This is a genomic window from bacterium, from assembly GCA_022763185.1.
GTDB lineage: Bacteria > Bdellovibrionota_G > JALEGL01 > JALEGL01 > JALEGL01 > JALEGL01.
In genome coordinates this window covers 239800-266035 of sequence record JALEGL010000015.1, presented here as the reverse complement: position 1 = coordinate 266035, position 26236 = coordinate 239800, and the positions used below count along the sequence as shown (strand labels likewise).

The 26236-nt window shown below is 38.8% G+C and carries 25 protein-coding genes; 7 read left to right on the top strand and 18 right to left on the bottom strand.

Annotated features, from left to right (window positions below; genetic code table 11):
• From MRY82_10735 to MRY82_10705, 7 genes are all read right to left on the bottom strand, one after another.
• The coding region (locus MRY82_10735) for a hypothetical protein (GenBank protein ID MCI5073396.1) at window positions 1-861 on the bottom strand (861 nt) is incomplete at its 3' end.
• Window positions 862-919: 58 nt separating this feature from the next.
• A complete protein-coding gene (locus MRY82_10730; GenBank protein MCI5073395.1) occupies window positions 920-1747 on the bottom strand; it encodes an outer membrane lipoprotein-sorting protein in 828 nt (275 codons plus the stop codon).
• A 1-nt stretch (window position 1748) separates the two neighbouring features.
• Window positions 1749-4394 (bottom strand): MMPL family transporter, encoded by a 2646-nt coding sequence (locus tag MRY82_10725; GenBank protein MCI5073394.1) that lies wholly within the window; start codon window positions 4392-4394, stop codon window positions 1749-1751.
• A 62-nt stretch (window positions 4395-4456) separates the two neighbouring features.
• Window positions 4457-4657: a DUF2892 domain-containing protein gene (locus MRY82_10720; GenBank protein ID MCI5073393.1), complete on the bottom strand. Its 201-nt coding sequence runs from the start codon at window positions 4655-4657 to the stop codon at window positions 4457-4459.
• Window positions 4658-4777: 120 nt separating this feature from the next.
• On the bottom strand, window positions 4778-6238 hold the full coding sequence (gene cls, locus MRY82_10715) for a cardiolipin synthase (GenBank protein ID MCI5073392.1): 1461 nt from the start codon (window positions 6236-6238) through the stop codon (window positions 4778-4780).
• Window positions 6239-6573: 335 nt separating this feature from the next.
• A complete protein-coding gene (locus MRY82_10710; GenBank protein MCI5073391.1) occupies window positions 6574-7440 on the bottom strand; it encodes an MBL fold metallo-hydrolase in 867 nt (288 codons plus the stop codon).
• Window positions 7441-7451: 11 nt separating this feature from the next.
• Complete coding sequence (locus tag MRY82_10705) at window positions 7452-7874, bottom strand: rhodanese-like domain-containing protein (GenBank protein MCI5073390.1); 423 nt, start codon at window positions 7872-7874, stop codon at window positions 7452-7454.
• Window positions 7875-7941: 67 nt separating this feature from the next.
• Between MRY82_10705 and MRY82_10700 the strand changes: the two genes are divergently transcribed.
• Complete coding sequence (locus tag MRY82_10700) at window positions 7942-8301, top strand: metalloregulator ArsR/SmtB family transcription factor (protein MCI5073389.1); 360 nt, start codon at window positions 7942-7944, stop codon at window positions 8299-8301.
• A 221-nt stretch (window positions 8302-8522) separates the two neighbouring features.
• Here the strand turns inward: MRY82_10700 and MRY82_10695 are convergent, their stop codons facing one another.
• The 7 genes from MRY82_10695 to MRY82_10665 all read right to left on the bottom strand — a co-directional run bounded on the left by MRY82_10695 (window position 8523) and on the right by MRY82_10665 (window position 17391).
• Complete coding sequence (locus MRY82_10695) at window positions 8523-9992, bottom strand: hypothetical protein (GenBank protein ID MCI5073388.1); 1470 nt, start codon at window positions 9990-9992, stop codon at window positions 8523-8525.
• A gap of 240 nt (window positions 9993-10232) precedes the next feature.
• Window positions 10233-11732, bottom strand: a complete 1500-nt coding sequence (locus tag MRY82_10690) for a BCCT family transporter (GenBank protein MCI5073387.1) — start codon at window positions 11730-11732, stop codon at window positions 10233-10235.
• Between the two features lie 132 nt (window positions 11733-11864).
• Window positions 11865-12353: a hypothetical protein gene (locus tag MRY82_10685; protein ID MCI5073386.1), complete on the bottom strand. Its 489-nt coding sequence runs from the start codon at window positions 12351-12353 to the stop codon at window positions 11865-11867.
• A gap of 166 nt (window positions 12354-12519) precedes the next feature.
• Window positions 12520-13143 carry a MarC family protein gene (locus MRY82_10680; protein MCI5073385.1) on the bottom strand — a complete coding sequence of 208 codons (624 nt, stop codon included), beginning with the start codon at window positions 13141-13143 and terminating at the stop codon, window positions 12520-12522.
• 41 nt (window positions 13144-13184) lie between these two features.
• Window positions 13185-15326 (bottom strand): dihydrolipoyl dehydrogenase, encoded by a 2142-nt coding sequence (gene lpdA, locus MRY82_10675; GenBank protein ID MCI5073384.1) that lies wholly within the window; start codon window positions 15324-15326, stop codon window positions 13185-13187.
• A 6-nt stretch (window positions 15327-15332) separates the two neighbouring features.
• A complete protein-coding gene (locus MRY82_10670; GenBank protein ID MCI5073383.1) occupies window positions 15333-16139 on the bottom strand; it encodes a DUF547 domain-containing protein in 807 nt (268 codons plus the stop codon).
• A gap of 79 nt (window positions 16140-16218) precedes the next feature.
• On the bottom strand, window positions 16219-17391 hold the full coding sequence (locus tag MRY82_10665; GenBank protein MCI5073382.1) for a carboxylesterase family protein: 1173 nt from the start codon (window positions 17389-17391) through the stop codon (window positions 16219-16221).
• Window positions 17392-17598: 207 nt separating this feature from the next.
• Between MRY82_10665 and MRY82_10660 the strand changes: the two genes are divergently transcribed.
• Complete coding sequence (locus MRY82_10660; GenBank protein ID MCI5073381.1) at window positions 17599-19005, top strand: aminotransferase class V-fold PLP-dependent enzyme; 1407 nt, start codon at window positions 17599-17601, stop codon at window positions 19003-19005.
• A gap of 92 nt (window positions 19006-19097) precedes the next feature.
• Here the strand turns inward: MRY82_10660 and MRY82_10655 are convergent, their stop codons facing one another.
• Window positions 19098-19943, bottom strand: a complete 846-nt coding sequence (locus MRY82_10655; GenBank protein ID MCI5073380.1) for a fibronectin type III domain-containing protein — start codon at window positions 19941-19943, stop codon at window positions 19098-19100.
• 269 nt (window positions 19944-20212) lie between these two features.
• Here MRY82_10655 and MRY82_10650 point away from each other — a divergent pair, with 269 nt between their 5' ends.
• Window positions 20213-21115 carry a COX15/CtaA family protein gene (locus tag MRY82_10650; protein ID MCI5073379.1) on the top strand — a complete coding sequence of 301 codons (903 nt, stop codon included), beginning with the start codon at window positions 20213-20215 and terminating at the stop codon, window positions 21113-21115.
• 140 nt (window positions 21116-21255) lie between these two features.
• Here MRY82_10650 and MRY82_10645 read toward each other — a convergent pair whose 3' ends face one another.
• Window positions 21256-21417: a hypothetical protein gene (locus MRY82_10645; GenBank protein ID MCI5073378.1), complete on the bottom strand. Its 162-nt coding sequence runs from the start codon at window positions 21415-21417 to the stop codon at window positions 21256-21258.
• A 245-nt stretch (window positions 21418-21662) separates the two neighbouring features.
• Between MRY82_10645 and MRY82_10640 the strand changes: the two genes are divergently transcribed.
• From MRY82_10640 to MRY82_10630, 3 genes are all read left to right on the top strand, one after another.
• A complete protein-coding gene (locus MRY82_10640; GenBank protein ID MCI5073377.1) occupies window positions 21663-21926 on the top strand; it encodes a trp operon repressor in 264 nt (87 codons plus the stop codon).
• A 136-nt stretch (window positions 21927-22062) separates the two neighbouring features.
• Window positions 22063-22527 (top strand): GNAT family N-acetyltransferase, encoded by a 465-nt coding sequence (locus MRY82_10635; protein ID MCI5073376.1) that lies wholly within the window; start codon window positions 22063-22065, stop codon window positions 22525-22527.
• Between the two features lie 123 nt (window positions 22528-22650).
• Window positions 22651-23241, top strand: coding sequence for a hypothetical protein (locus tag MRY82_10630; protein ID MCI5073375.1), 591 nt, complete (start codon window positions 22651-22653; stop codon window positions 23239-23241).
• A 43-nt stretch (window positions 23242-23284) separates the two neighbouring features.
• Here the strand turns inward: MRY82_10630 and MRY82_10625 are convergent, their stop codons facing one another.
• Together MRY82_10625 and MRY82_10620 are read right to left on the bottom strand one after the other, a co-directional pair.
• Window positions 23285-23707, bottom strand: a complete 423-nt coding sequence (locus MRY82_10625; protein MCI5073374.1) for a hypothetical protein — start codon at window positions 23705-23707, stop codon at window positions 23285-23287.
• A 1-nt stretch (window position 23708) separates the two neighbouring features.
• Window positions 23709-24341, bottom strand: a complete 633-nt coding sequence (locus MRY82_10620) for a class I SAM-dependent methyltransferase (protein ID MCI5073373.1) — start codon at window positions 24339-24341, stop codon at window positions 23709-23711.
• Between the two features lie 558 nt (window positions 24342-24899).
• On the opposite strand from MRY82_10620, the gene MRY82_10615 reads away from it, so the two are divergent.
• Window positions 24900-26111, top strand: a complete 1212-nt coding sequence (locus MRY82_10615) for a fatty acid desaturase (GenBank protein ID MCI5073372.1) — start codon at window positions 24900-24902, stop codon at window positions 26109-26111.
• Window positions 26112-26236 lie beyond the last annotated feature (125 nt).

Sequence of the window (26236 nt, the reverse complement as noted above, 5' to 3'; positions counted from 1 at the left end):
TAAACTAAAACCACTGGGGCTTTTCCAAAAACCATTATAATAGTAGAGGGCAACGCTATGAGCTTTGATTTGCCGGTACAGTCGCAAGGCCCATTCATCGTCTTCAAACCAAGCATTGGGTTGATTAACCAACACCGGATCATTGCGACCGACAACACTTTGTTGATTTTGTGAAAAATACGATATCCTTTGCCCATCAATGTAACGATCACTATCAAATTGTGGCGTATACACCACATCCAAATTGGCCAGCGGACTAAAAAATGAGGCTTTGATAGCATCAGATGGTGCTTTTAAATAAGCCAAGTCACGCCCTATAAAAAAGGAGTTCCAATCTTTAGGAAAAAGGTCATTGATGAACAGTAAATCTCCTGTTCCCCAAGTTAAAATTTGTCTGCCCAATTTTAAATCCAAAAAACTTAACGGTCTTAACACCAAGTTGGCTTCTCTCAAATCAAACCATGATTGACCATCCTCTAAATTAAAATCATCACTCTCAATCACAGCATCGTATAAAAAATCAGAAGCAAGATTCAATGAAACCCTGTCCCAGCTTTTTGAAATCTCTGAATGCAAACGAGCTTCTGCTAAAGACATATCTTTTTGATGCGGATCATTGTGTAAGCGCAGCCCCCCTCTTGTTTCCGTAAAACCATTGAGCGTAAACGGCAATTGATCTTTCCAATATTTTTTTTCTTTAATTTTTTCTGCTTGATTGCCATCTAATCCAGAAGGCAACTGTGGCTCTTCAGATGGAGGACTGCTTTCCTCGCCCAGACCTGTGGGTAACGGTGGATCTTGTGCCCACGCTGCCATATGAAATGCTACAAATAACATTAAAAAATGAGTTTTAAGTTTCATGATGCGTATCTCCAAAAAATTTCTCTAGGCGCATTTGGCCTAGAGAAATCCAATCTTTTTATTTCATATATTTTCTGGGTGGGGTTCTTAAATAGCGTTCTGAAAAAATACTTTCGGGTAAAGCTTTATCATAGGCAACAGCAGAATATTTAATAATGGTATATCCGCCTTTCACATGGTCTGTCATTTTTGATTCCAAGACCGTATTGTACTGCCCCACCTTACCCACTTTGCTTGCTTCATAGCTTCGATACAACTTGTTGGCCTTGTTGTAGAACTCTGTTTTAACCGGGATAAAAGTGTCTTTATGAATCCAGTTTTTGTAATAAGAAAATTCTACCTTAGAGGCATCTTTAGGTTCACTTTTAAGCACATAATATTGTTTGCTTTCTTCAAGTAAGGTGTGTCTGTCTTCTGTTGGAATACGGCCTGATACATCTTCATAGAAAAAATCTGAACCTACAAAGCTGGTTCGCTCATCACTGGCAGAAATAGGTTTTACCAAATCTAAGGCAGGCAAGTACATCCAACGATCATCGGCTTTATTGATATTTTTCCAAACCAAGAAAGACATTTTTTGTACATCAGATGGATATGAAAAGGATATATAAAATTTTTGTGCACCATCGTTTTTATCATCAATATCTTTTCTAAGAATGGTGAACTTTCTAATTCTTTCTCTGCCTTGACCATCTTTGATGATCATCTCCACTTTAGCCGTTCCATCTTTACCATTATAATAGGCAGCATGACTGGCCTTTTTCACCAAGTCTTCTACATTAATACTTGGTTTTTTTGCTGCTTCCTGCGCTTGCGCTGCCGGAAGAAAGAAACCACTGATTAAAAAAGCTCCTACTGTTGTTAATAATTTAAATCTTGTTTTCACTTTATGCTCCTTGTTGTTCTGAATTTTTAAATAAAATATTTTTTGCAGCAGTGATAACTGCCGGTAAAATGATCAATGATGCCCCTCCTGCCAAAAGTAAAATGGCTGAGATAAAAACACCCACCGTTTGATACGGAATTAAAGGCGCCATCAGTAAAGGCGTAAAGCCAATACCAATCACGATCACATTTCTTAAGATGGCGCGCGCAGGCTCTTCATAAATTTCTTCTAGCGCTGCCTTCCAGCTTTTATGCTGCTTTCTGATCTGTCGACTGCGGGCCAAAAAGTGTATGGCATAGTCCACGGCCAAACCTAAACTCAAGGACGACAGTACCGCAACAGGCATGTCATAGTCTTTGCCAATAAACCCAATTATTCCGTAGATAAATGCAATAGACACTGTCAATGGGATCATCGATAAAATGCCCCACCACACAGATCGAAACAAAAAGATCATCATCAACAACACAATGATAAAACTGCCGCCAAAAGATTCTAGCATCCCAGCCACCATTTTTTGCTGCCAGATAACATTGATGTAGGTTAGACCAAACCATTGATGCCTAAGCGCAATGGGCGCATCATTGTTTTGCATAAACTCATCTATTGAGGCCACCAAGGCTTGCATGTCTTTATTGTCACCACTGTTCAACTGTATCCAGATATTACTTTTGTCATAACTTGGCGTTACAAAATGCCATAAGTCTTGCGGCCGGTGTCCCCCTTGATAGGTGATCAAAGTTTGTGCTACCGCAGAACTGCTATCAGGAACTCTAAAGGCTTCATCTTTTCCTAAAAACAATTCTCTATGCACGGTTTTAACCACGTCAGGCAAAGCATTGCTTTTACCGACTATCCCTGTTGTTTGTAGGTGGGCTTGCAGCTTTTCAATAAAAGCCAAAACATCTGGGCGTTTGAAAATTTGCGCTTCCTGCATTTTTGCATCCACAAGCATCCCTGCTTGATCCCAAGCTTCCCAAAGGACGTCATCATCTTGCGCATCTTGCTGGATAAAAACATAATCTCGGATGGTTTTAAGCTGTGCCAAATCAATTGATTCATTAAGCCAATGTTTGTCTGTTAAATAGGCCAGCATATCGGCTTTAACTTGTTCATTCAGTTGATCAAAAGCATCTTGTTTGAACTTGTATTGCATGGCCTCTTGTGGAACCAAGGTTAAATACGCCATGTAGGTTCCAGCAAACTTTTCATTTAACGCTTTATCGGCAACACGAATAGGATGGCTGGGTTCAAACCAATTGACTGGGTTATCATTGATTTGGATTTTTTGTATACCCATATAGGCCACACCAACCAAGGCAATCGTAAGAACAACAATCAACTTGGCGCGTTGATAGCTAACGTTTCCTAGTTTGCTCAATAGTCTATCAATCAAATGAGCCGATGCTACCTGTTCTTGACCTTGCGTTGTTTCAACTTCACAATGTTGTTTACCAAAATTTTCCAAAGATTTTTTTGGTAAGAGTACAATGTAAGCTGGCACCAATGTCACTGTTAAAAACCAGGCCAGCAAAACGCCAATCCCAATAAAAACACCAAAAACCTGCACCGGTGGAATGGGTGTGAACGCCAAGGAGAAGAAACCAGCCGCAGTGGTCAATGAGGTAAATAACATGGGAGAGTGCAAGTCTGCCATCACTTCTTGAATGGTTAAGTGGCAATCTTTGTGCCGTGGGTAGCGATCAAAAAAGTCAGATAAAATATGCACGGCATCGAGTACTGCAATAGGCATAATGAAAATTGGAATCATGGAACTCATGATGTGAATGGTATTTCCTGAAATAACCAAGGCCCCCATGGTAAAAATGACTGAAACCATGGCAACAATCATCGGCGCAATAATCAAGCCCACACTTCTAAAGAAAAACCACATCAAAAGAAAAATTAAGGCCATGGCCAAGGGTGCCGACACTGCCATTTGTTTGAACATTTCTACACCAAACTGATCTTGGGCAATGGGCAAACCAGTGATGTGATAGGTTTCTTCTTTTTTGATGCTATCAATTTTTTCTTGGATTTTTTGCGCTACTTCATAACTCACATCTTTTGAACTGATAGGCACGTAAATCGCCAAAGCTTTATGATCTGTTGATATTAAGGTGTCTTGTAAAAAAGGGATTCTCTTGGCTTTATTGGCAATGGCTAGCGCTTCTTCTTCTGTTTGTGGGGCTTGTTCCATAAGCCATTCAAAACGAACCGTTCCTAAGCCCCCTTGCTCTATATTATCTACGGTTGAGGGTGCAATCACGTCAACACCGATAACACCCTTTTGTTGGCCGCCTTCTTCCCATTGGATTTGTTCAATAAATTGGGTCAACTCAAAAACATGACCTAAGGTTTCCACATTGAATACGCCTTGCGGATGCGTATCATTAATAACACCCACCACCACCATGTCATATAAGCCAAACTCTTTTTTCATATCATTATGAAAAACACGAACCGGCTCATCCTTTGAAAGCATGTTTTCTGGATCTGTATCAATATGGATTGTATTTAAATACTCACTGGCTTTTTGTGAAACACTAGGCAATGCAACCAAGGCAATGGTCAAGGTAACCAAAGATACAACCCCAGCCATAAAGCTTTTGGGATGTTTGATTGCAAAGTTTGATATTTTATTCATTAAGTTCATGTTGTCCTTTGGGTGTTCTTTTTCTATGAATTGAAATTTATTTTTATGGGTTTTTAAAATGCCTTACCCGCGGGCAGTCCTAATTTCTTAAGAATCATGGCCAGGGGGCAAAATCCGGTGAATGCTGCTTGAAACATGTTTAACCCGACAAAGGCCGTAAATAGAAAAAAATACTCACTGACAAAATAGCCTAAGGCCAAACTGAGTAAAATCATAAACCCTGCAAAAGCAAACACAAAACGATCAACATTCATAACAAATCCTTTCTATTCAACTTTATATATTACTATATAGTAATATTCTTATCAAGTTATATATTTTATATTCATTATTAACACACTAGTCAATAAAAATTTTAAGCATTGTTTTATTATTTAAAGATAGGGGATAAACAATCTAGCCAAACCTATTTTAAGTTGCTTAAGAAGGTTGATATCTAAAAAATCATGCCGTTTTAATTTTCTACCTTGCTCAATTTTTTGATCAATTATTTTTTTTATCTCTTGTGAAAAATTCTGATCATAGACTTCTAAATTGAATTCAAAATTTAAACGCAGACTTCTAGAATCCCAGTTGGCTGATCCTATAAAAGCCCATGCATCATCAACCAACATCAACTTGCTATGATCAAACGGCGGCTTACTTGAATAAACATGACAACCCATCTTTACCATTTCTTCTAAAATTTTTTGACTGGCCCAATGAACCAGTTTTAGGTTGTTTTCTTCTGGGACAACAATGTTAATTTTAACACCTCTTTGCTGTGCAACTTTCAAAACATTGATCAAAGTAACATTGGGTAAAAAGTATGGGCTTACGATGCTAATGCTTTTTTTGGCTTGGCTGATTGCGCTAATCAAAATCATTTTTAAGGTATTGATATCTTCATCAGGACCATCTAAAATACTGCGCATCATACTATTTCCAGCATCTTTAAGATTTGGAAACCATTTTTTACCCGTCAGTGTTTCACCACTGCTGTACAACCAATCCATTACAAACACAACTTGCATTTGTTTGATGATGGGCCCCTCTACAAAGAAATGAACATCTTGAATTTTATGCTTATGCCTCCCTTCAAGACAATGCCCTAGCCTGATATTCATACCTCCTGTGAACCCTTTTTCACCATCAATAATCAAAGTTTTTCTATGATTGCGCAAGTTAATGTAGGGCATTTTCCAAGGAACAAAGGTCGGTAAAAATCGTTTGGCTTTGACTTGACTGTGCTTGAATCGATGAAGAATAGAAGGAAAAGAATACCTTAAACCTACGGCATCAATTAATAAACATACTTCTACGCCTCTTTTACTCGCTTCAATCAAGGCTTGAGCAAATTTTTTACCGATAGCATCATCATCAAAAATATAACTGCACATGCTAACGCTATGCTTGGCTTGCTTGATGGCTTCAAGCATAGGCGCATAGGCTTGTTCCCCATTGATCAAAGGTTTAATTTGATTGCCTGCACTTAAAGGAAAAGAGCTGATTCTTGAATGGGTGTTGGCCAGGCTTTCTAAGTTGTCTGGAATATTTAATTCTTGAGCAATGTCTGTCTGATAGAGCTGCTCAATAACTTTTTTAATCGCGGGCGATTTAAGCAATTTGGTTTTGCGCCATACCCGATTGATACCAAAGGCCATGTACAATAATGATCCAAAAAACGGAGACAACCAAACCAGGGCCAACCATGCCAAGGCTGTTTTATTTTCTTGTCTGCGCAACAAGATATGCAGACTCACCAAAATAGAAAGCGTCAGATAAAAAATAAAACTGATATAGGGTAAGGCAATTTTTGTATTGCTGAGGATAAAATTGTAGGCATCGGCCAACATCGTCCTGTTATTTTAAGCATTGTTTTACCCAAGACACAAGCTATTGCGGCTCATGCTGTCATGATTTAATTTGCGGGATAAAGAAAAAGGGGGGGGGGGCATGCGTCGCTGATGCCTGTCCCCGATTTTTATCCATCACTTTTATTTGAATGACTATTAGAGCATGTTGACAATTTAGCTATAACTATTTGAAAATATTAAGATACCTGTATAATGTAGCAAATGTGCCTGGCACTTTTTGCAGAAGGCAAAAGGCTTGTCTAAGCACCTTTGCGAGTTCATTCACTTTTAGTCTGTTTGAAATGTCAACACGCCCTAGAACTTCTACAAAGTATTTATTTTTTTAGTAAAGGCATCTTGATATAACTGACGCCATTATCTTCTGCTTTAGGGAAGTTTCCTGCCCTAATATTCAGCTGGATGCTTGGCAGCAACAACCTTGGTGCTTTAAGCTGTTTATCTCGTTCCGTCCGAAAGGCAATAAACTCTTCCTTGCTTGTGCTTGCTTTTAGTTGAATATTGTTTTCTTTTTCTTCTTTAATGCTGGATTCAAACTTTAAGGCTCTTCCTCCTGGCATATAATCATGGCCAGTGAATACTCTTGTTTCATCAGGTAAGGCATACAGCTTATCATGGACAGAGTGATACAAATCCTCAGCACTGCCTTTAGGAAAATCACAGCGCCCGGTTCCAAAATCTGGCATAAATAAGGCATCTCCGGTAAACACTGCATCGCCAATCAAATAGGATGCACAGGCCGGGGTATGTCCTGGGGTAAAGATGGTTTTGATGGTTAAGGTTCCTGCTTGCAAGTCCTGACCCTCATCTGCCAAGACATCAAAAATTTGTTCTGCTGGTGACACGTCTTTAAGATTAAAAATATCTTTAAATACGTCTTGTACCAAAGCAATGTGTTTTCCAATAACGGTTTTGGCTTTGGGTAAATAGCTTTTTATTTCTTTCATGCCGGTCACATGATCCGCGTGCGCATGTGTATCCATAATATAATGAACATTGAGCGCCTCTGTCTTAATAAAGTCCATGACTTCTTTGATCGATTCATCACTGTATTTGGATGATGCTGGGTCATAGTTTAAGACAGGGTCAATCAAAACAGCGTCTTTGCTATTTTGGTCATAAACAACATAGCTTAAGGTCCAAGTTTCTGGGTCAAAAAAATGTTTTACTTCATGGTGCTGCATGTCTTTCTCCTTTATGATCTTAAAAAATAGGCTGCTAATGCTATAAGGGTTAGTAGGCCTATGATAAAACGTTTGGGCATCATCTTAAAAAGCCCTTCTCCTTTTTCTACTTTAAATCCAGCTCTTTTCCAAGCCTCTATGCCTCCATCTACAATATACACTTTTTTAAAGCCCCTATTGGCCATTTTGTAGGCCGCTGTTTTGGCGCGGGCTCCTGAACGACAAAAAATGTAGGCTTCTTTGTTTTTTTTGTGTTGAGAAATGTTCTGCTCAAAACTGGACAAGGGAATATGTTGACTACCCGGAAATTTTTCTAGAGCCAACTCAATACTTTCTCTGATATCAATAACATTATCAGCGCCATGTTTTTCAACAATGCTTTTAAGATCTTTTACGCTGATATAGTCTACATTCATCTTTTTACTCTCACTCATAGATTGCTTTCATTTTTTTCTATGTTATAATAATATTATTATATAACTAAATAAGAATATATTACAAATGAAAAACAAACGCAATAAAAAACCTCCCATGTCTGAAGAAGTTTTGGATCTAGTGGCCCAAAAGTTTAAAATTTTATCTGAACCTTTACGTCTTGCTATTGTACAATTGCTGATGAGTGGTGAAATGAATGTTACGGATCTTCATACCGAGCTTAACTGTAGTCAACCCAATGTCAGCAAACATCTCAAAATGCTTGAACAAGCTGGTTATGTTAAGAAAGAAAAGCATGGCGTCTCTGTCTACTATTCAATAGCTGATAAAATGGTTTTTCAGTTGTGTGATTTGGTGTGTAACAGTTTATCCAAAGAAGTGGATGAACAATCCAGGAGTTTAAAAAAACTTAAAAAAATGATTTAAGCACATCTTGTTTTGTTGTTTTATACATTTCTTAATCTACCGCAAAGTAATTTAAATAAACCTAATACTCATAATAGTACATACAAAACTTCATCATTATGTTGACCAGCGTATGACTGCTGTTCTATAAACTGAGTATCAAACGATTAAAAAAAACTCCCTATCTTTTTATAAAAAATAAGGAGCTTTTTTATTGAGGCTTAAAATCAGTTTAAGCTGTTTTACAACACCTGTTGAACTTCATAGGTGCTCAAGAAAATTTGATCGTCTTCCAAATCATCTTCTTGCTCCCAAGTAATGAAGGCTTTACCGTTTTTGAGCATGACGGGTTTTGGGTCTTGAGCTATGCTCGTGCCAGGACTGATGTGATCATCAATATCTTTTGGATGTATCCATTGACCATCACGGTATTCGCTCATATAAACGCGATCATCTTCATCATCGTATTCTTGCTCCCAAACAATAATGGCTTCACCTTTGTCATCCATCTGTACAATGGCATCATCGGCACCACTATCAACGCTGTTGGTGGTAGATGGACTGATATGGTCATCTATATCTGCTGGATGCGTCCAAGTGCCATTGCGATACTCACTCATGTAGATATGATCTTGACTACCATTGTCTTGGTTCCAGGTGATAATGGCATTGCCTTTATTGTCTAAAGCAACCTCCGGATCATCAGCGTCCGTTTCACCCGGGCTTATGTAATCTGTTAAATCTGCTGGATGCGTCCAACTGCCATTTTTATAATGGCTCATAAAGACTTGATCGTCAATCACACCATCCACGTGTTGTGACCAAACAACAATGGCATCGCCTTTACTATTAATATCAAGCTCTGGGTCAACTGCATTCTCTCCATCAGGACTGATATGATCATCCAAGTCTGCTGGATGCGTCCAAGAACCATTGCGATACTCGCTTAAATATACATTGTCATTGTCTGCGACAGGGTCATACTGTACCCAGGTGACCAATACAACACCTTGATCATTCATCTCTACTTCTACATCGTAGGCAAAGCCACCATCGGGATTGATGTGATCATCTAGGTCCGCTGGATGCATCCAAGAACCATTGCGATACTCACTTAAATAGATGTTATCATCGGCTGTACCATCGTACTGGACCCAAACAACCACAGCTTCTCCGTTGTTGTTCATGGCCACTTCCACATCATAGGCAGCTGTACCCGCCGCAACACTGATGCTATCCATCAAGTCTGCTGGATAGGTCCAGGTACCATCACGGTATTCACTTAGATACACTTGATTTTCAGATCCATTGTATTGAGTCATTGCAACAATGATGTTTCCATCATCGTCCATGGCATGAACAACTTGCTCTATATTTTCTCCATCTAAGCTAATGTTGTCTGATAAATCACTTGGGTGGGTCCAAACTCCATTTTTATAAAAACTGATAAAGGCCTGGTTATCTCCAGAGCCATCTTCCTGTTCCCAAACCAGGCTACCCTCATTATTGTTATTAAAGGCAATCTTAGGGTTTTGACCCTCTGAGCCAGCTGGGTTGATAGAGGCTTCATTACTGGATGGGTGAACCCAGCCAAAAATACTGGATGAGCCCAACTCCAGTCCACCACATGCATAAAACATGAAGGAACTGATTAAAAGAAAACTAAAGTAACGTGTATAACCGTGTTTGGTTTGATTGATTTTGTGCTTCATGTGCAAATTAAACCAGATTTTATAGATATGTAAATTTTTTATACTCTTAACTATAAGATTAAATTTGTTGTACTGATCAACAAGTACATATATGCTCGTTACACTGCTACACTTATAAGGCTAAAAAACTCATTTTTGTAACAAGGCATAATTTTGTTTGTCTGTTTTTATATGCAGATCGTGTTAAAGCTATTGATCAAAAAAATATCTAAAAAACACTTGTCCTAGCCTTAACCCGGTTCATCCATGACCAGGTTTTTTGGGAAGTTCTGTTCTAAATGCTTTTAACAATCCGTACATGGACATGATGAGTAAAATACATAAGGGCAAAGCCACCAACAAAGAGGCTGTTTGCAGAGCTTTTAGGCCACCAAAGTATAAAAGTACCGCTGCAACAAAACCTTCAAGGCAGGCCCAGTAGACTTTTTGCGCTACCGGCGGATTTTTTTTACCGCCACTGGCAATGGTATCAATGACCAACGAAGCTGAGTCTGATGAGGTTACAAAAAACAAAATAATAGATACCACCGCAATCAAGGACAAACCGGCTGAAAAAGCATAGTTTTCTAAAAATACAAACAAGGCTTCAACAATGCTCTGATCAATCACTTTAGATAAAGAACCGGGCTGTTCAATTTCAAATTTTAAGGCACTGCTACCAAACACCGTAAACCATACAAACGACATCAAGGTTGGAATGGCCATCACTCCCAAAATAAATTGACGAATGGTCCTGCCTTTTGAAATTCTGGCAATAAACATCCCCACAAAGGGTGACCAGGCAATCCACCAAGCCCAGTACATCAATGTCCAGCCCGTTTGCCAGCTTTTGGCTTCTTCATTTTGAGTATACAGCCTAAATGAAAGCCTAGAAAACTCAGATAGGTATGCACCAATATTATCCACCAAGGAATTGATAATATAGACCGTTGGACCCAAAATAAGAACAATACATAATAAGCCAAAAGCCAAAAGCATGTTGCCCTGACTTAAAAGCTTGATACCTTTTTTTAAGCCACTGACCACAGAAATGGTGGCAAAGCCGGTAATGGTTATAATAATTAAAGCTTGAATTAACTGGTTTTGTGGTATCCCAAATAAATAACTGAGCCCGGCATTAACCTGTGACGCCCCAAAGCCCAAAGACGTGGCCACACCAAACAAAGTACTGACAATGGCAACAATATCAATGATATCACCGGTGACCCCTTTGATTTTATCCTTAAATATAGGATAAAAAACGGAGCGCATGGAAAGCGGCATGTGCTTGCGATAAGCAAAAAAGGCCAAACCCAAGCCTACCAATGCGTAACATGCCCAAGGATGCAAACCCCAATGAAAGAAGGTTAAAGCCATGGCATATCTGTGGGCATCGGCTGCTGCAAAATGATCAACAAAAGGGGCTGGACGATTAAAATGCATGATGGGTTCCGCTACACCATAAAACAAAAGACCAATTCCCATGCCGGCACTAAACAGCATGGCCAACCAAGACAAAGTCTTAAATTCTGGTTGACTGTTGTCCTCTCCCAAACGAATCGTGCCAAAACGCGACATCGCAATGCCGGTCATAAATATCAAAAAGCTGGTCATGCCCACCAGGTACAACCAACCAAAACTATTACTCACACCCTCTTGGATCTGACCAATGAACGATCCAACTTCTGTTGCGGCAGATGCACCTAAAATGGTAATTAAAATAATAATGGCGGAACTAAAGAAAAATACATTACGATTCATTAAACACTCTCCAAATGAACTTTTTATTTGCCGATTGCATACCACATGCAATCAGCAGTACAAGACGCATTGCTTTATGGATGCTTTTGTGGCCTTGGCGCAACAGAACTTGTGTACATTGATAAATAAAGATTAAAATTTTAGTCTACTCTGGTTTGAACCTTGCAGCTCTTTAGGCTGGACACGGTAAAACCAAAGTCTTGCAACATCACTGTTACTGAGCAATTCAAGTGTGCAACGTGCCCGTGCCCCAAACTCACTTAAGTTATAATTGGCAAGGCTTCCACGACTAACATGCAAGGGAATAAGACACTCAAGCCCTTGTTGTGTTCTGCTCAGTTGAACCGGAGCTGTAAACTCTCCATAGTCAGAATGATAAAACTCAATGTGTTGCGGACAGTACCGTGTGTGACCGGTGATTATTTTTTTTATCTGCATATCTTCAAAGGTGCAGGCATTGCTTTGTGTAACTTTCCATTGGCAATTTAAGCTCAAATCTACGGCCATCGCTTGTTGATGTTCTGTTTCTGGAACTTCAACCGTATAAACATAGCTTGCATCATAGTTTAATGGGCCACTTTTTGATTGGTAATTGTTTTGATGATTCTCTATCTCTGACATATTAGGCTGTTGTGCGAACGCACTTAAACCTAGCATCATCACAAAAAATAGTGCTTTTGTTTTAATCTCATTGTTTTTCATACGCGCTGCGTAACATGTTTAACAAATTCATGCAAGTTTGTTCTTTTTAAGAACATTTTAAGCTGTTGTTTTTAAACAAAAAATACTAAATATTTGTTTTTATTGTCTCAGTGATTAACTCTTGTAAACCTGACATGACCATGTCTACGCCAATGGCACCAATAAACAGAGATGTGGTGCGCATCAATACACTAAGATACTTTCCTACTAAAGTTTCCTTAGATCGTTTCAGATTACTGAAAAAATAATGCCCTACAACAAGCAAAGCCCAGTTACACAACATAACACTACCAATGCCTGAAGCCCCCATATACCAAGGATACTCTTTGCCCATCAAAATACTCAGCCATAAAGTGGCAGGTCCTATAATATAAGGCAGCGATATTTCTTGCGCCAAGTCTGATACTTTGGCGTTGAGCAATAAATTGTTTTTGACCCCAAGCATGATGTTTCTAAAACCAATGGTCATGATAATAATGCCACCAAATATTTTTAGCGCGGATAAACGAATCTGAAAAACGTTATCAACAATAGAATCCCCAAAAATAATAAACAGCAAATAAACGCCAAAGCTCAACAGCGTGGCCTTACCATAAACAGATAAAAACTCACGCCAACCCGTCTCTTGCATAAGGTCCCACAGTGCTATGGCTTGCGCAAATGGGTTAAGCAGAACAACAAAATAAATAAGGTCTTTGCTAAAATCCATATTTTTTAAAGCTAGCAGAGCGCCATTAAATTGCAAAAACTTTAACGTTGCCAAGCATGAAACTTTTTAAGCCATTTAAAAATACGTTCCCCGGTTTGCTGTCTTTTCCAGTTGCCAGCAACAAATTTATTGGCTTCTGCCATGCTGGGGTAAACATGAATGGTGGATAAAATTTTATTCAAACCAAAGCCATGTTTCATGGCTGCAACAAACTCAACAATGAGATCAGAAGCATGTTGGCCAACGATGGTGGCGCCTAAGACTTTATCACTGCCCGGCTTGGTTAAAACCCTGACAGTGCCATGATTTTCACTGTCGGCAATGGCTCTATCCAGATCATCTATGTTGTAAGTGCTTAAGGTATAATCAATGCCTTGTTTTTTTGCTTGTTGCTCATTTAAACCAACAGTGGCTATTTCTGGATCGGTGTAAGTGGCCCAGGGAATCACGGAATAATCAACTTTGTACTTTTTAAACTTGCCAAACAATGCATTGACTGCGCAGTACCAGGCTTGATGCGACGCTGTATGCGTGAGTTGATAAGGTCCCGTCACATCCCCACAGACATAAATGTTGGGGTAATTGGTTTGCAAGTATGCATTGGCCTCAATGCTTTGGTTGTCTCTCAATTGAATGCCTAAATCATCTAAACCAAAGCCCTTGATGTTGGCTTTTCGCCCCACAGCAACAAGCAAGGCATCAAACTCTTTTTCAATGGTTTTATCTTTGTATTTGAGCTGGACATAGTTTTTACCGTCTTTTACAATTATCGCCTGCGCTTGGTGTTGCGTGAGTACTTCAATGTCTTCTTGTTCAAAGTGATGCTGTAAAATCTCACTGACCGCTTTATCTTCAATCCCCATGAGCCTATCCATCATTTCCACTTGTGTCACTTGACTGCCCAAACGGGCAAAACTTTGCGCCATTTCACAGCCTATAGGACCACCGCCCAAGACGATTAATTTTTTAGGCAATGTTTCAAGCTGCCATAAGTTTTCTGAAGTTAAGGGTGTGATTTGATCCATCCCGGGTAACGCTGGCACAAAAGGACTGGCTCCGGTGGCAATGGTGATGTTGCGTGTGGTTAAAGTTTTTCCGTTGACTTTAACTTCCCAGGGAGAAATAATTTTGGCTTCACCTTTGATGCATTCCACGCCCAAGTTTGTGTAGCGTTCTACCGAATCATGCGGTTCAATTTTTTTAATGACCTCATGCACACGCTGCATGACTTTTTTAAAATCTATTTTAGCTTTGGTGTCTTCCAGCCCATACCTGCTTGCATGTTGCATTTGGTGGGCCAGCTTTGCACTTTTAATCATGGCTTTTGAGGGAACACAGCCGGTGTTCAAACAATCCCCGCCCATCTTGTTTTTTTCAATCAAGGCGACTTTGGCTTTGACGGTTGCGCTTATATAAGCGGTAACCAAACCGGCAGAGCCGGCGCCTATCACCACCATGTTGTAATCAAAGTGTTTGGGTTTGCTGTAGTTTTTGTAGATTTTTTTTGTTTTGATTATTTTAAGCATGGCTTTGGTCAACCATGGCAACAAAGCCAGAGCTGCAAAGGATAACAACACTTTAAATGACAAAACCTCTGATAAAGTGTCTATACTGGCCAATTGCTTGCCCGCATTAACGTAGACCATGGTTCCAGCCAACATGCCTACCTGGCTCACCCAATAAAAGGTCCATAGTTTCATTTTGCTTAAACCCATCACAGCATTGATGACAAAAAAAGGAATGATGGGAACCAGACGCAAACTGAATAAATAAAAGGCGCCTTGTTTTTTTACGCCGTCATTGATTTTTTTAAACTGCTTAGAAAACTTATTTTCAATACTGTCTCGTAATACAAAACGAGCTACAATAAAAGCCAGACTGGCTCCCAATGTGCTGGCAAAACTCACCAACACCGTGCCAACAACAAATCCAAACAAAGCCCCGGCCAGCAAAGTCATTACAGCGGCACCGGGAAGAGACAAAGCGGTAACCCCAACATACACAACAAAAAACAATAGCAAACTCAATATTTGATGCTTTTCATAATAGCTGGCAAAAGCATCCAAGTTTTCTTTAATATAATTAAGACTTAAGTAATCCGTAAGTCCAAAAGACTTAGCCAACAACACAACTGCTGCCAAGCCGAGAACAAGGCTAACTCTAAAACCAACTTTTTTTATCATATCATCTTACCTTGTTTCATTAAGTGACCAGTCATAGTCCAAAAAATCCACGGAATAATTTTTCTTTTTAAGTTTGAGCGTTTCAACAATAAACTGCTGATAACTGCCGTATTGTTTTTTAAAATCATCACCGTACCACTTGAAAATTTTAGAAATTTTCATGCTGCTGTCTTTAACACGGTTTTTATTGGGGTTGCTTAAAAAGTGTTTGGCCGCTTGGCTCAACTGCTCATCAAGCTTTTCTGCAGTAAATGCTTGTTGAAACAAGGAGGGACAGCCCATGGATGCACAGTTGACGGCAAAGTGAATTCTAGCTTCAGTAAAGTTTTGACGTATAATATCGTGCTCAATGTTGTCCAAGCTGTAGGTTTTACCCATCAACGGGATGAATTTTTTCTTCCAGGGTCCACCTTTAAACCAACCGGAGTTGATATCTTTGATGGATTTTACCGGATAATGATCAACAATTAATTTTACAGTGTAGGCATTGTAAGCGTTGATCCAAAAAGCCAGTTTTTGTTTTTGACTGAATTGTTTAAAGTCCTTGCTGCTCAATGTTTCCAGTTGTTTTAAGTACTGATTGAGCTTGACACTATTTTTTTTTATGGCTTGGTAGTTGACCAGCACTTGTTGATTTTTTTGTTCTGTGTGTTGTTTCAAAACAGCGGTCCACTGCGCATGGCTGTGTTTAAAGTTGGCCAAAAGCAAACTCGAATAAAATAGAATCAAGGATAAAAAGACATGTTTCATTTTTGCATAGTGACATAAATATACAAAAAAACCACTTTTAACTTGTTCAAAACGCTTTGCCATAAATTTTTAGCTTAATATAGATGCCATGGCATTGGACCTATATCTGATTTGGTCAAGTACGCATCGGGCTATAAAAACTTTAGTTCAACTCACGTATAAAAAAGTCCAATGGACTTAGCAGGGCTACAGGGTCTTCAATATTGAAGGCTGGGATTAAGGCTTCAACAGCTGTATTCCCTGAGCCAATAAGCTGGTTATACAAGGCTTGAGCATGGTTGGGATGATGGTTTAATTCTCCAATGCTGGTGGGTATGCCATTGTCTGGATTAAGATTGATCAATTGCACAGGAGGATCGCAGTCATCGGTCATGCTTAAAAAATCTAAGCTCTGTCTTTGTCCCAAAGTGGGTTGACTGAAGATCTGTGAAAAATCACTGATAGTGTAAAACGCGTGGATGCTTTGCTGAATCTCAAGACTGCTGTTGTACAGCACCTCAATATCCAAACCGGGAAAAACCGTTTCCCATTGCATTAAATCGTAACTGGCTTGGCCGTGTAAACTTATGGCTGCTTGTATGCGTGTTGGCATGTGCTCTATTGGGTCAGAGCTGTTACTGTTCATCATGTCATCGTGCAGCGCCATCCACGTTGCTGCTCCAGCTCCTGCTGACCGGCCAATCATGCCTATTTTTTCGGGATTGATGTTCAATGCCTGATGATGGTAACGAATAAACTGAATCAGGCGTTTGATATCTTGTAATGATCCAAACACGCCATCACTGTTATCGGGCGATTGTAAAAAGCTATAATTGGCTCGAATAAAAGCAATATTTTGATTGAGTAAACCTTGAATAAACGCTTGGCTGCTGGCTGTATCTTCCAAAACATCACTGTCTTTATCACCGCCAGAAAAACCACCGCCATGAATATAAACAATAACGGCTGTTGCATTAGAAGATTCAGGCAAAAATACATCCATCCATGTTCTTTGTTGGCTGCCATAGGCAACATCTTCACTGTAAAACGTGTTTTGGGGCAAAGCAAAAGGCTCTTGATCTCTTTGTAGTGCTATAGGCATACCGCCTGAAACTATGGGTGGCATGGTAAAATTGGGACATATCGGAGAAGGACTTGGCGTGGGAGAAGGATTTGGATTAGGTGTAGGCGATGGTATTAAGGGAGGGATACCGGGTACATCTGGGGGCTGAATTCCTCCAAGATCCGACCCACCATTACTGGCAGCAATGTTGACTGTGCCACAATGCATGCAAGTCAGACACAGCATCAGCCATAATAGATTCAATCCTTTCATATCAGTATAAAATGCAAAACATGTTCCAAAATTAAAGAAATAATTTCATACACTTAATGTTTATAAACCCATGGCTTTGGTTTTATTGTAAACTATTTGCGTAGCAAGCTTTTTCCCCAAAGCTCAATAATAAGGGCTATAATCCCCACCCCAAAGTTGAATTAAAAAATACGTTTACAAAGCGACAGAAAAAAGATATAACGCATCATGTTAAAAACAAGTCGCAAGCATTTTATTCAAACTTTTATGGCTACTCTAGGCCTATCTTTATTCAATTTTAAAAAACTTCTGCCTTCTGCATTTGCCCAAGACATCAACCTTAGCAATGACTTTGATAGCAATGGTCATGCTTGGCAAAATATAAAAAATCTTTTTCCACACACACGCAATCCAAAAATACGTTACTTCAATACCGCCACCGTTGGACCCTCTTCACATCAAGTCATTGAAAAGCTCTGCAACACAGTTAAAATGATCAATGGTGATTTTGTTGACGGTCAACAAAAGCTTCCTAGTGATGGAAGTCGAGACTGGGAAAATCATAAAAAAACGCTGGCTCAGTTCATCAACTGCAGCAGCGAGGAGATTGTTTTGACCCGCAACACAACCGAAGGGGTTAATATTATTTGCAAGGGCTTACCCAAAACCAATAAAAAATATATTTTACTCACCAGTACAAAAGAACATGTGGGAAATGTTGCTGCTTGGGTGAATCGCTCACAAAAAGATGGTGATATGGATATTGTTACTTTTTCATGTAACAAACTTAGCCAAAACGAATGTACAGACCTTATTTTTGATAAACTCAACGCACTTCCTGATCGTCCTGTTATTTTAAGTATCCCTCATATTGCATCTGATGGCTACCGTTTTCCTGTAGAAGCCATTGGCGTAAAAATTAGTCAACTAAACACCTCAAGAACCCATAAGATTTTTTACTTTATTGATGGTGCACAATCTCTTGGTATGATGCCTATAGATGTCAAATCTTATCAATGTCATGCCTATGCTGCCAGTGGACATAAATGGCTATGTGGACCCAAAGGTACCGGCGTTCTTTATGTTCACCATGATGTCCAAAATTTTATTCAAGCACAGTTTGTTGGTGCCTATTCTTGTTCTTTGGCAAGTTTTTCACCTCTGCAGATTGATCTTGTTCAAAATGCTAACCGCTATGCCTATGGCACGCAAAACACGCAACTGTTTGCAGGCTTAGCTCAAGCTGTTCATTTGTTTGAAAGCATTGGTGTGGACAGAATCCAAAGCAAAGTTTTATCTTTGTCTAATTATTTTAGACAAGGCCTTAAGCAATACAATCAATCGCAATCACGTTTTCATATTCATGATATTGTCCATGCCGATGCTAGCAGTTACAGTGCCATGGTCACCTTTGCCATTGAAGACAGGCTCAACACTACTTGGCTCGACAGTAAAGATTTATGCTACTCAAAAATAAACATAGTTCAAATCAACAATCAAAACATTCATCTGCGTTTACGTCATATCCACGAAGATAATTTAGATGGTGTGCGCGCTTCTTTTCATATTTTTCATGAACAAGAAGATGTTGATATATTATTGCTCTCTATAAAAAAATACCTAGCTTTAGTTTAAGTTTTTTAAATACGCAGAAAGCTTTTGCACATTCTTAAAACTATAAAATGACTTTAATTGTTCAAGTTTTCTGTGTGTTTATCATGATGATTTTAAAAACAACTTTCTGGTGGACTATCATTCATGTAAGACCACTCAGAGTATTCACTTTCTCCTTGAGCATTTATTGCTTTTACACGAAACCGATAATCAGAAGGAGCATAACCCAAGTCACCTGAATTGTTTTGATTGACTCTGCCCGGAATGCTTTGAATAATTGAGCGTAATCCCATATTAAGTTTTTGTTCTGGACTAAGATCCATACTGTAAAAGCGTGTTCTACTTCTTGGTTCCCAGTAGCAATCATCATCTTGCCAACAATCCCAATCCCACTCTCTAAATTTTAGCTCAATTTCAAATGAATGTTCATTTTGAGAACTGTCGTGAAAATCAAATTGTATGTCACAGCCATTCACCAAGTTTAACGCAATGGCTGTTGGCGCATTGGGAGAATAGCTTCCCGACGACTGCTGTGTTTGAGCATGAACAATATTTGAAAAATCACTGCTGCCATCACTGTATAAAGATTTAATTTTAAAACGATAGCTAGAGTTGGGAGTTGATGAACTAAAAACATATTCTTTAACATCCATCACGTTTTGAGTACTCACAACACTAAAATTAATATCACTGCCCTGGGCCATATGTATTTCGTATGTGACGGGTAGGTTAACTACAGTGTAGGGCTCTGGATTGTCGGCGCTGTCTTCCCATACAAGAAGTACATCCAAACCAACAACGTTGCCAACACTAAGGTTAACACCACTTGTTCCAGGCTTATCAAAGGTTTCAAAAAAACTCCCGCCATCTAAATCTCTGGAACAGCCACTGAAAAACATCGCCGTTAATGACACTGTTAAAAGCAATGTTTTATTAATAACTAAAGGTATATGTTTCATGATGATTTAATGGAGCAATTAAGATGCCAAAATTTTTCACCTTATCTGCTTGTATTTATTTATACTTCTCATTTACGACTCTGCTTGAAAATTGCACAGCTAAGGCAAGTCAATGCACCATCAACTGTAAAAAATTGAACTTGTTTTAACACTATCTGTTATCTATCACTTTTATTTTTGCTTAGGCAATTGACTTTCCTTATCCAATAAAGCATGGCCCTAACTATATTTTTGTTGCCGCTTACAGCATGTTTCTGTAGTAAAAGCCTATGTCGCTTGACCGTGGAAAACGTTTACGCAAAGGATTTTGCACCAGTATCGTATTCTTCCTCATCTACAATTTTTTGGTGATTTTGTGGGGCGCTTGGGTGCGCATCAGTTTTTCTGGTGATGGCTGTGGCAAGTCTTGGCCTTTGTGTGAGGATCAATTTATCCCGCAAGCCGCTGACATGGCTCAGTGGATTGAGTGGTCGCATCGTTTGTCCACCGGTATTTTTGGTATTCTGGCTTTGTTTTTGTTCTTATGGGGTAGAAAGCTTTATCCCAAAAAACACCCCGTCCGAACAAGTTTATTTTTTATGTTACTGTTCACTTTATCTGAAGCCTTGATCGGTGCGGCTTTGGTTAAGTTGGAACTTGTTGGGAACAATGCCTCAATTTTTAGAGCCTGGGCCATTGGCTTTCATCAAATCAACAGTTTGGCCTTGACCTTGTGTATTTTTTTAAGTTTCATCCATAGCCACGTTGTGCACCAGATCAACCCAAAACTAAAACATGTTTACAGACCTTTGCTGGTATTCTTAGCTGCTGTTGCTTTCACCGGCGCTTTGGCCGCCTTGGCAGGAACGCTTTACCCCAGCATGAGTTTAATCACCGGCTTTCTTGCAGACATCAACTCAGCTAGCCCCTTGTTAGTCCGTTTGCGTTTATCGCATCCTGTTCTGGCCAGTGTGTTTTGTGTGCTAACGTTTTTATGGTTGCTCAAACAGCAAGAGCAGTTTTCTTCACACAAGTTTACCGTATTGGGAAGTTATTTAATTGTTGCCTTAAGTTTTGGTTGGGCCACCTTATTAAACTTAAGTCCAATTTGGATGAAGCTATTGCACTTAAGTTTAGCGCATGCAACAATCATTATTTTAAGCTATGCTTTTCTGATATCCAAAAAAGCATAGATTGGAAATTTAATCATTTTACTTGTTGATCCACTTGGTATCATGCACCAAAACTTGATTTATTTTGGGGGGCCAACATAATAGACATGGGTCTCTGTATTTAAATTGTATACTTTCTTAGGCGGACTACTATACCAACCCTACCCTTCTACTGTGTATTGGTTTTTATGATGAATGGGGCAGAGCTGACCCTCTTCACCTTGATACAGACGCATGCTGCCTTGCTCAAGCTTATGTGCTTTTTGCCAAACATATCCATTTTTTTCACTGCACGCATCTTCTGTATAGGTGTAAAAACTCAATACGTTACTTTTATAAACTCCATAGCTTTGCTTGTGTTTAAGATTAACGCTTTCTCTTATATTTCATCCAACAATAAAGAGTTAAAAAACGTACACACCCTTCGGTTTTTTGTAAAAAACCTAAAAAAAGTGAATATTTCTATTTATTTATTTTGATTTTTGTCATATGTAGCGACATGAGATAAATAATATGTAGCTCAACAACAGTACGTCACGAGCCACAAAAAACATAAGGGGAAACATCAATGGATAAAAATAAACTCAAAAAACTAAGTAAAATCATCTTGTCTGTTAAAGGACCTAAAACCATGGAAGCTTTTTTGGCTGACTTATTAACACCTGCAGAAATTGAAGATTTGGATTTACGTGTTAGAATTGTTAAATCTTTGCTTAAAGAAAAACCTCAACGTCAAGTGAGCACAGAAGAACAAGCCAGCATTTCTAAAGTATCACGTGGTGCTGCAACCTTAAAGTATGGTAACGGTGGTTTTGAAAAAGTTTTAGGTTAATTTTCTACTTTATTCTTCTATTTAAAAAAGGCGGGAATGCGTCTGTTTAGATTTATGATCTTTCAGCGTAGACACCGCTTTTTTTATAGGCATGCTTTGTGGTTTTTTTTGTCAGTTTTGTATACAGTGATTGATTATGGATGTTAGATTTCGTTCAGCACATGTGAATGACTTGGATAGTATCATTAATTTACTGAATCAAGATCACTTGGGTAAAACTCGCGAGTCTTTATCTGATACTATTTTTGAGCAATACAAAGCAGCTTTTATGCATATACAACGTAGCGAATACTTTGATGTCATCATCATGCAGGAAGCCATCACTTTGGAAATTTTGGCTTGCGCTCAAGTTATGTATCTACCCCATTTAAGCTTTAAGGGTGCGAAGCGTTTGCAAATTGAAAGTGTGCGTGTTGAAAAAAAATTTAGAGGCAAAGGTTTGGGCAAAACACTCATCAAGCATTGTATTGCTTTGGCAAAACAAAAGAATTGCAAAATTATTCAATTCACCTCAAACAAAAGCCGTTCTGAAGCCAACCGATTTTACACCAACTTAGGTTTCAAGCCGACACATGTAGGGTATAAACTCTACTTGTCATAACTGAAATTTATTAAAAATATCTTCTTCACCCTATAAATTTTCATCTTGACTCTTTGCGCAATCAACAGTAAGAATTTCTGTATGCGTCTTTGGCAATTCAATTTTTTTTGTGTAGCCCTTTTTTTGTTTAATCTAACTCAGGCACAAACTCTTGACTCTCTATCTTTGTCTTCGCCTGAACAACCTACCAAAGCTTTACCACCAAGCACTCACATCATCAGTTTGATGGCATCTCCTGATCCACGCATAGCTTTTGAACTTGAGTTGGCCAAGCAAACGGATGCTGAAGAAATCATAGAACGCATGTTCAACTCAGAAAACGGTGATTTCTCTACCCTTAGCCCAACCAAAGATCTCATTGCTATTTATATTGATCAAAAGCCCAGTCTTCTTTATTGTGGTGCCAGCAATTACCCAACATTCTCAGTCATGATTTATGATGCCCTACAGTTAACAGAAAAAAAATATACTGCGCAATTTCTTAATTCTGTTGAGTTTTCAAACGACGACTTAGGTGAAAGTCAATGCATGCAACTCATTTTTGATATTCAGCAATGGTACGATGATCGAGAACATTGTGAGTATATTATACTGCATGGTTTTATTGGTTTAGACGAAACTTTTCCTGCTCAAAACAACCCTCACCACCCCGGACTAAAACAGCGGATGATTCATGAAGATTATAACTATCATGAACTTAAGTGTAAATCATAGCTGTCATAAACTAAGTCTACTTAAAGATTAAGCCATAAGGTTTTTATTTTAGGTCCGTTTGATCTGAACACTGTTTATGTTGATTCAATTCAAGCAAGGCATCCATCTGCCAGGCAGGTTTGTTCAATTCTTCTTGCTCTGTTTTTCTATTCACCAACGTGGTGCGCATTTTTAGATAAACTTTTTGTGGTGAAACTTGCAAGGCCAAATACTTTTTTTCAAGTTCAAGGTAAGCTTTACCTTGCATTAAAATACTGGCTTTGTGTTTTTTATCACAAGAGACAAACATGTTGGCATCGGCCATGTATGAAAAGTAACCTTCTTGAACGCTATGGGTGACCTCTGTTTCTGGTTCTAGTTCTGCTTGTGTTTTTTGCTTTTGCTGCTGTTTAACAGATTGTTTGTGGCATGCCAGAGCCAACAAAGCTAAAACTAGACTCAGCATTAATCTAAACTTTGACTTCATTCTACTTCACTCCAAACACAGCAATACTTTTGTGTGGAAAAAAAACGCTCAAACCCAAGGCCTTGGCCAAATATTGAAAGCTGTGCTGATTAAAAAACCCGACATGACTCGGATCACGATGATAATACCAAGATTCAAAATCATCTTTGTTGCTTAGAAACTGCGTCATCACACAAATATACCCGCCGGGTTTAAGGCAAGTCAACAAACGTTTCATCTCTTTGATGGGTTGATGCAAATGTTCAAAGGTTTCTGTGGATACAATAAAGTCATATTTATGTTGAAACAGCGTTTGATCTGGATAAAAAAATGAATCGTAATTTTTCACCTTGTGTCCAAAAGCTGCAAACATCTGCGGCAAAGGAGACCCTGCACCACTACCAAAATCCAAACCAAGACTGTTGTCTTTTAGATAGGGAAGCAAGCTATCCAAAACCGGTTGCAGAAATTTTTGATACTTTGGGTCTTCCGGTGTGTTTTCATGTTTGGCATAGCGTTCTTGCTCTTCTTGTCTGGATAAATAAAACTGCCGATCCAAATAAATAAAATCACACTGTGGACAAACATAGTATAATTTTTGATTGGCACGGCTCAAGAGTATTTTTTTGTTATGGCTGCATAAAGGGCAAGACATATAAAAGTAAATACTTCAAAAGTAGTTTCAAAGCATCTTTTATGTTTGTATTGCATTTTAAGCCAAAGCAACTGTAAAAAGCCAAAGTTTTTGAATTCAATGAATGGCCAAGCAACAGCATCATACATCGTACAGTTATGAGCGTGCATAAAGACGTTCTGCCTTATCCTAATATCAATGAATTTGAATACCTTTTAATCCAGATCGATTAATCTGGTTTTATCGCGACAAATTGTCTGTTTAAAAAGTGTTTTCTAAATCTCACTAAACGTTCAAAATTTGCGCAATACCTAAATTTTTATCCTGAGCGCGGCCAAATAAAAGATCAAAAAAACTGCAGCATATTTTTTCAAAGCGCTTGTTCCTGCATAATACGGCCTTTTAAGCCATATGTATGACCTTACAATGCATAAGCTATTTACACGATACTGCTTCAACTGCGCTGGCTTTTGTTACAAAAATCTTAAACTTATGCTTTCAAGTTCAACCTAAGCTCGCATGGCTAGGTCTGTATTTTACTAGAGTCATAAGTTAATTTTTGCTATACTGGCCAGCACTATGCAAAAATTAAAGACATTTTTATCCCGTTACAATTTGGTGACTGCGCCGTTCTTCATCATTTTAAGTTTGGCTGCAGTGACTTTAACACCTTGGCATATTTATATGCATGGTTTAGCCTGGCAAAATATTGCACTGTTTCTCTTTATGTTGTGTGCAACCTTGATGAGCATCACCTGTGGGTATCATCGCTTGTTTGCTCATCGCAGTTATGAAGCATCTCCGGTTTTAAAATTCTTTTACTTGGTTTTTGGTGCCTGTGCTTTTCAGCAATCTTGCATACAGTGGGCTTCTGAACATCGCGTTCACCATCAATTTGTTGACCAAGAAAAAGATCCTTACAGCATACAAGAAGGGTTTTGGTGGGCGCACATCGGTTGGATTCTATCCTCTAAAAAAGCCAATGCTGCTAGGCCCCAAGATCTGCTCAATGACCCTTTGGTCATGTGGCAAGAAAAATACTGGAAATGGATTGGTGGCCTGGTTGGTGGTTTGATGCCCGCTTTGATTGCCCATTTTTTGTGGAATGACTTTTTAGGTGGTTTTATTTATGGTGGCGTTTTAAGACTGTTTCTTGCCCATCACATTACTTTTGCCATCAATTCATTGGCACACACACTGGGTAAACAAAACTACACCGATACCAACTCGGCCAAAGACAGCTGGATTACGGCTATTTTTACCTTTGGTGAGGGTTACCATAATTTCCACCACTGGTATGCCCGTGATTATCGTAATGGCATCAAGGCCTACCACTGGGACCCTAGCAAATGGTTTATTAAAAGTATGAACTGGTTAGGCTTAACCTGGAACCTTAAACAAGCCTCACAAGAAGCCATCTTGCAAGCACGCTTAAAAATGCAAAAAAAACGTTTAGAACAACATCAACCTTTGAGTGAAAAAGCCGAGTTGTTGTTTGATGAAGCTTGCCAAAAAATTGAGCAGCTCAAACTTAAAAAACAAGAGCTGTCTCAACTGGCAGAACAAAAAAAGGCAGCCTTTATGAATTCTTTGGATTTACAGCAGCAAGAGTTTCAACAATCCTTTAAACAAACTCAAGCTGCTTTTTATAAACAACTCAGAGAAAAAAAGGCATCCTTGGTTCATTCCATTGATCAGCAACAACTTGAATTAAAACACTCTATAAAGCAAACCAAGAAAGCCTTGCAAAAACAGCTTAAAGAGTGGTCAAAGGTTGCCAAGCCTGCTTAAACTTTTTTATAGCTAAAGTTGATCGTTTTTTATGGCCTCATTGTTATAAACAATGAGGCCATAGTTTTTTTCAACTGTTCAAATCATCAACTTTTGTTTATGATGAGGCCATAAACAAAAAGGAG

What these genes read in the sequence shown, in the direction of transcription:
- MRY82_10725 (MCI5073394.1), bottom strand. Translation starts at nt 4,394, where the DNA reads ATGAATAAAATATCAAACTTTGCAATCAAACATCCCAAAAGCTTTATG.
- MRY82_10720 (MCI5073393.1), bottom strand. Translation starts at nt 4,657, where the DNA reads ATGAATGTTGATCGTTTTGTGTTTGCTTTTGCAGGGTTTATGATTTTA.
- cls (MCI5073392.1), bottom strand. Translation starts at nt 6,238, where the DNA reads ATGTTGGCCGATGCCTACAATTTTATCCTCAGCAATACAAAAATTGCC.
- MRY82_10710 (MCI5073391.1), bottom strand. Translation starts at nt 7,440, where the DNA reads ATGCAGCACCATGAAGTAAAACATTTTTTTGACCCAGAAACTTGGACC.
- MRY82_10705 (MCI5073390.1), bottom strand. Translation starts at nt 7,874, where the DNA reads ATGAGTGAGAGTAAAAAGATGAATGTAGACTATATCAGCGTAAAAGAT.
- MRY82_10700 (MCI5073389.1), top strand. Translation starts at nt 7,942, where the DNA reads ATGAAAAACAAACGCAATAAAAAACCTCCCATGTCTGAAGAAGTTTTG.
- MRY82_10695 (MCI5073388.1), bottom strand. Translation starts at nt 9,992, where the DNA reads ATGAAGCACAAAATCAATCAAACCAAACACGGTTATACACGTTACTTT.
- MRY82_10690 (MCI5073387.1), bottom strand. Translation starts at nt 11,732, where the DNA reads ATGAATCGTAATGTATTTTTCTTTAGTTCCGCCATTATTATTTTAATT.
- MRY82_10685 (MCI5073386.1), bottom strand. Translation starts at nt 12,353, where the DNA reads ATGTCAGAGATAGAGAATCATCAAAACAATTACCAATCAAAAAGTGGC.
- MRY82_10680 (MCI5073385.1), bottom strand. Translation starts at nt 13,143, where the DNA reads ATGGATTTTAGCAAAGACCTTATTTATTTTGTTGTTCTGCTTAACCCA.
- lpdA (MCI5073384.1), bottom strand. Translation starts at nt 15,326, where the DNA reads ATGATAAAAAAAGTTGGTTTTAGAGTTAGCCTTGTTCTCGGCTTGGCA.
- MRY82_10670 (MCI5073383.1), bottom strand. Translation starts at nt 16,139, where the DNA reads ATGGCAAAGCGTTTTGAACAAGTTAAAAGTGGTTTTTTTGTATATTTA.
- MRY82_10665 (MCI5073382.1), bottom strand. Translation starts at nt 17,391, where the DNA reads ATGAAAGGATTGAATCTATTATGGCTGATGCTGTGTCTGACTTGCATG.
- MRY82_10660 (MCI5073381.1), top strand. Translation starts at nt 17,599, where the DNA reads ATGTTAAAAACAAGTCGCAAGCATTTTATTCAAACTTTTATGGCTACT.
- MRY82_10655 (MCI5073380.1), bottom strand. Translation starts at nt 19,943, where the DNA reads ATGAAACATATACCTTTAGTTATTAATAAAACATTGCTTTTAACAGTG.
- MRY82_10650 (MCI5073379.1), top strand. Translation starts at nt 20,213, where the DNA reads ATGTCGCTTGACCGTGGAAAACGTTTACGCAAAGGATTTTGCACCAGT.
- MRY82_10640 (MCI5073377.1), top strand. Translation starts at nt 21,663, where the DNA reads ATGGATAAAAATAAACTCAAAAAACTAAGTAAAATCATCTTGTCTGTT.
- MRY82_10635 (MCI5073376.1), top strand. Translation starts at nt 22,063, where the DNA reads ATGGATGTTAGATTTCGTTCAGCACATGTGAATGACTTGGATAGTATC.
- MRY82_10625 (MCI5073374.1), bottom strand. Translation starts at nt 23,707, where the DNA reads ATGAAGTCAAAGTTTAGATTAATGCTGAGTCTAGTTTTAGCTTTGTTG.
- MRY82_10620 (MCI5073373.1), bottom strand. Translation starts at nt 24,341, where the DNA reads ATGTCTTGCCCTTTATGCAGCCATAACAAAAAAATACTCTTGAGCCGT.
- MRY82_10615 (MCI5073372.1), top strand. Translation starts at nt 24,900, where the DNA reads ATGCAAAAATTAAAGACATTTTTATCCCGTTACAATTTGGTGACTGCG.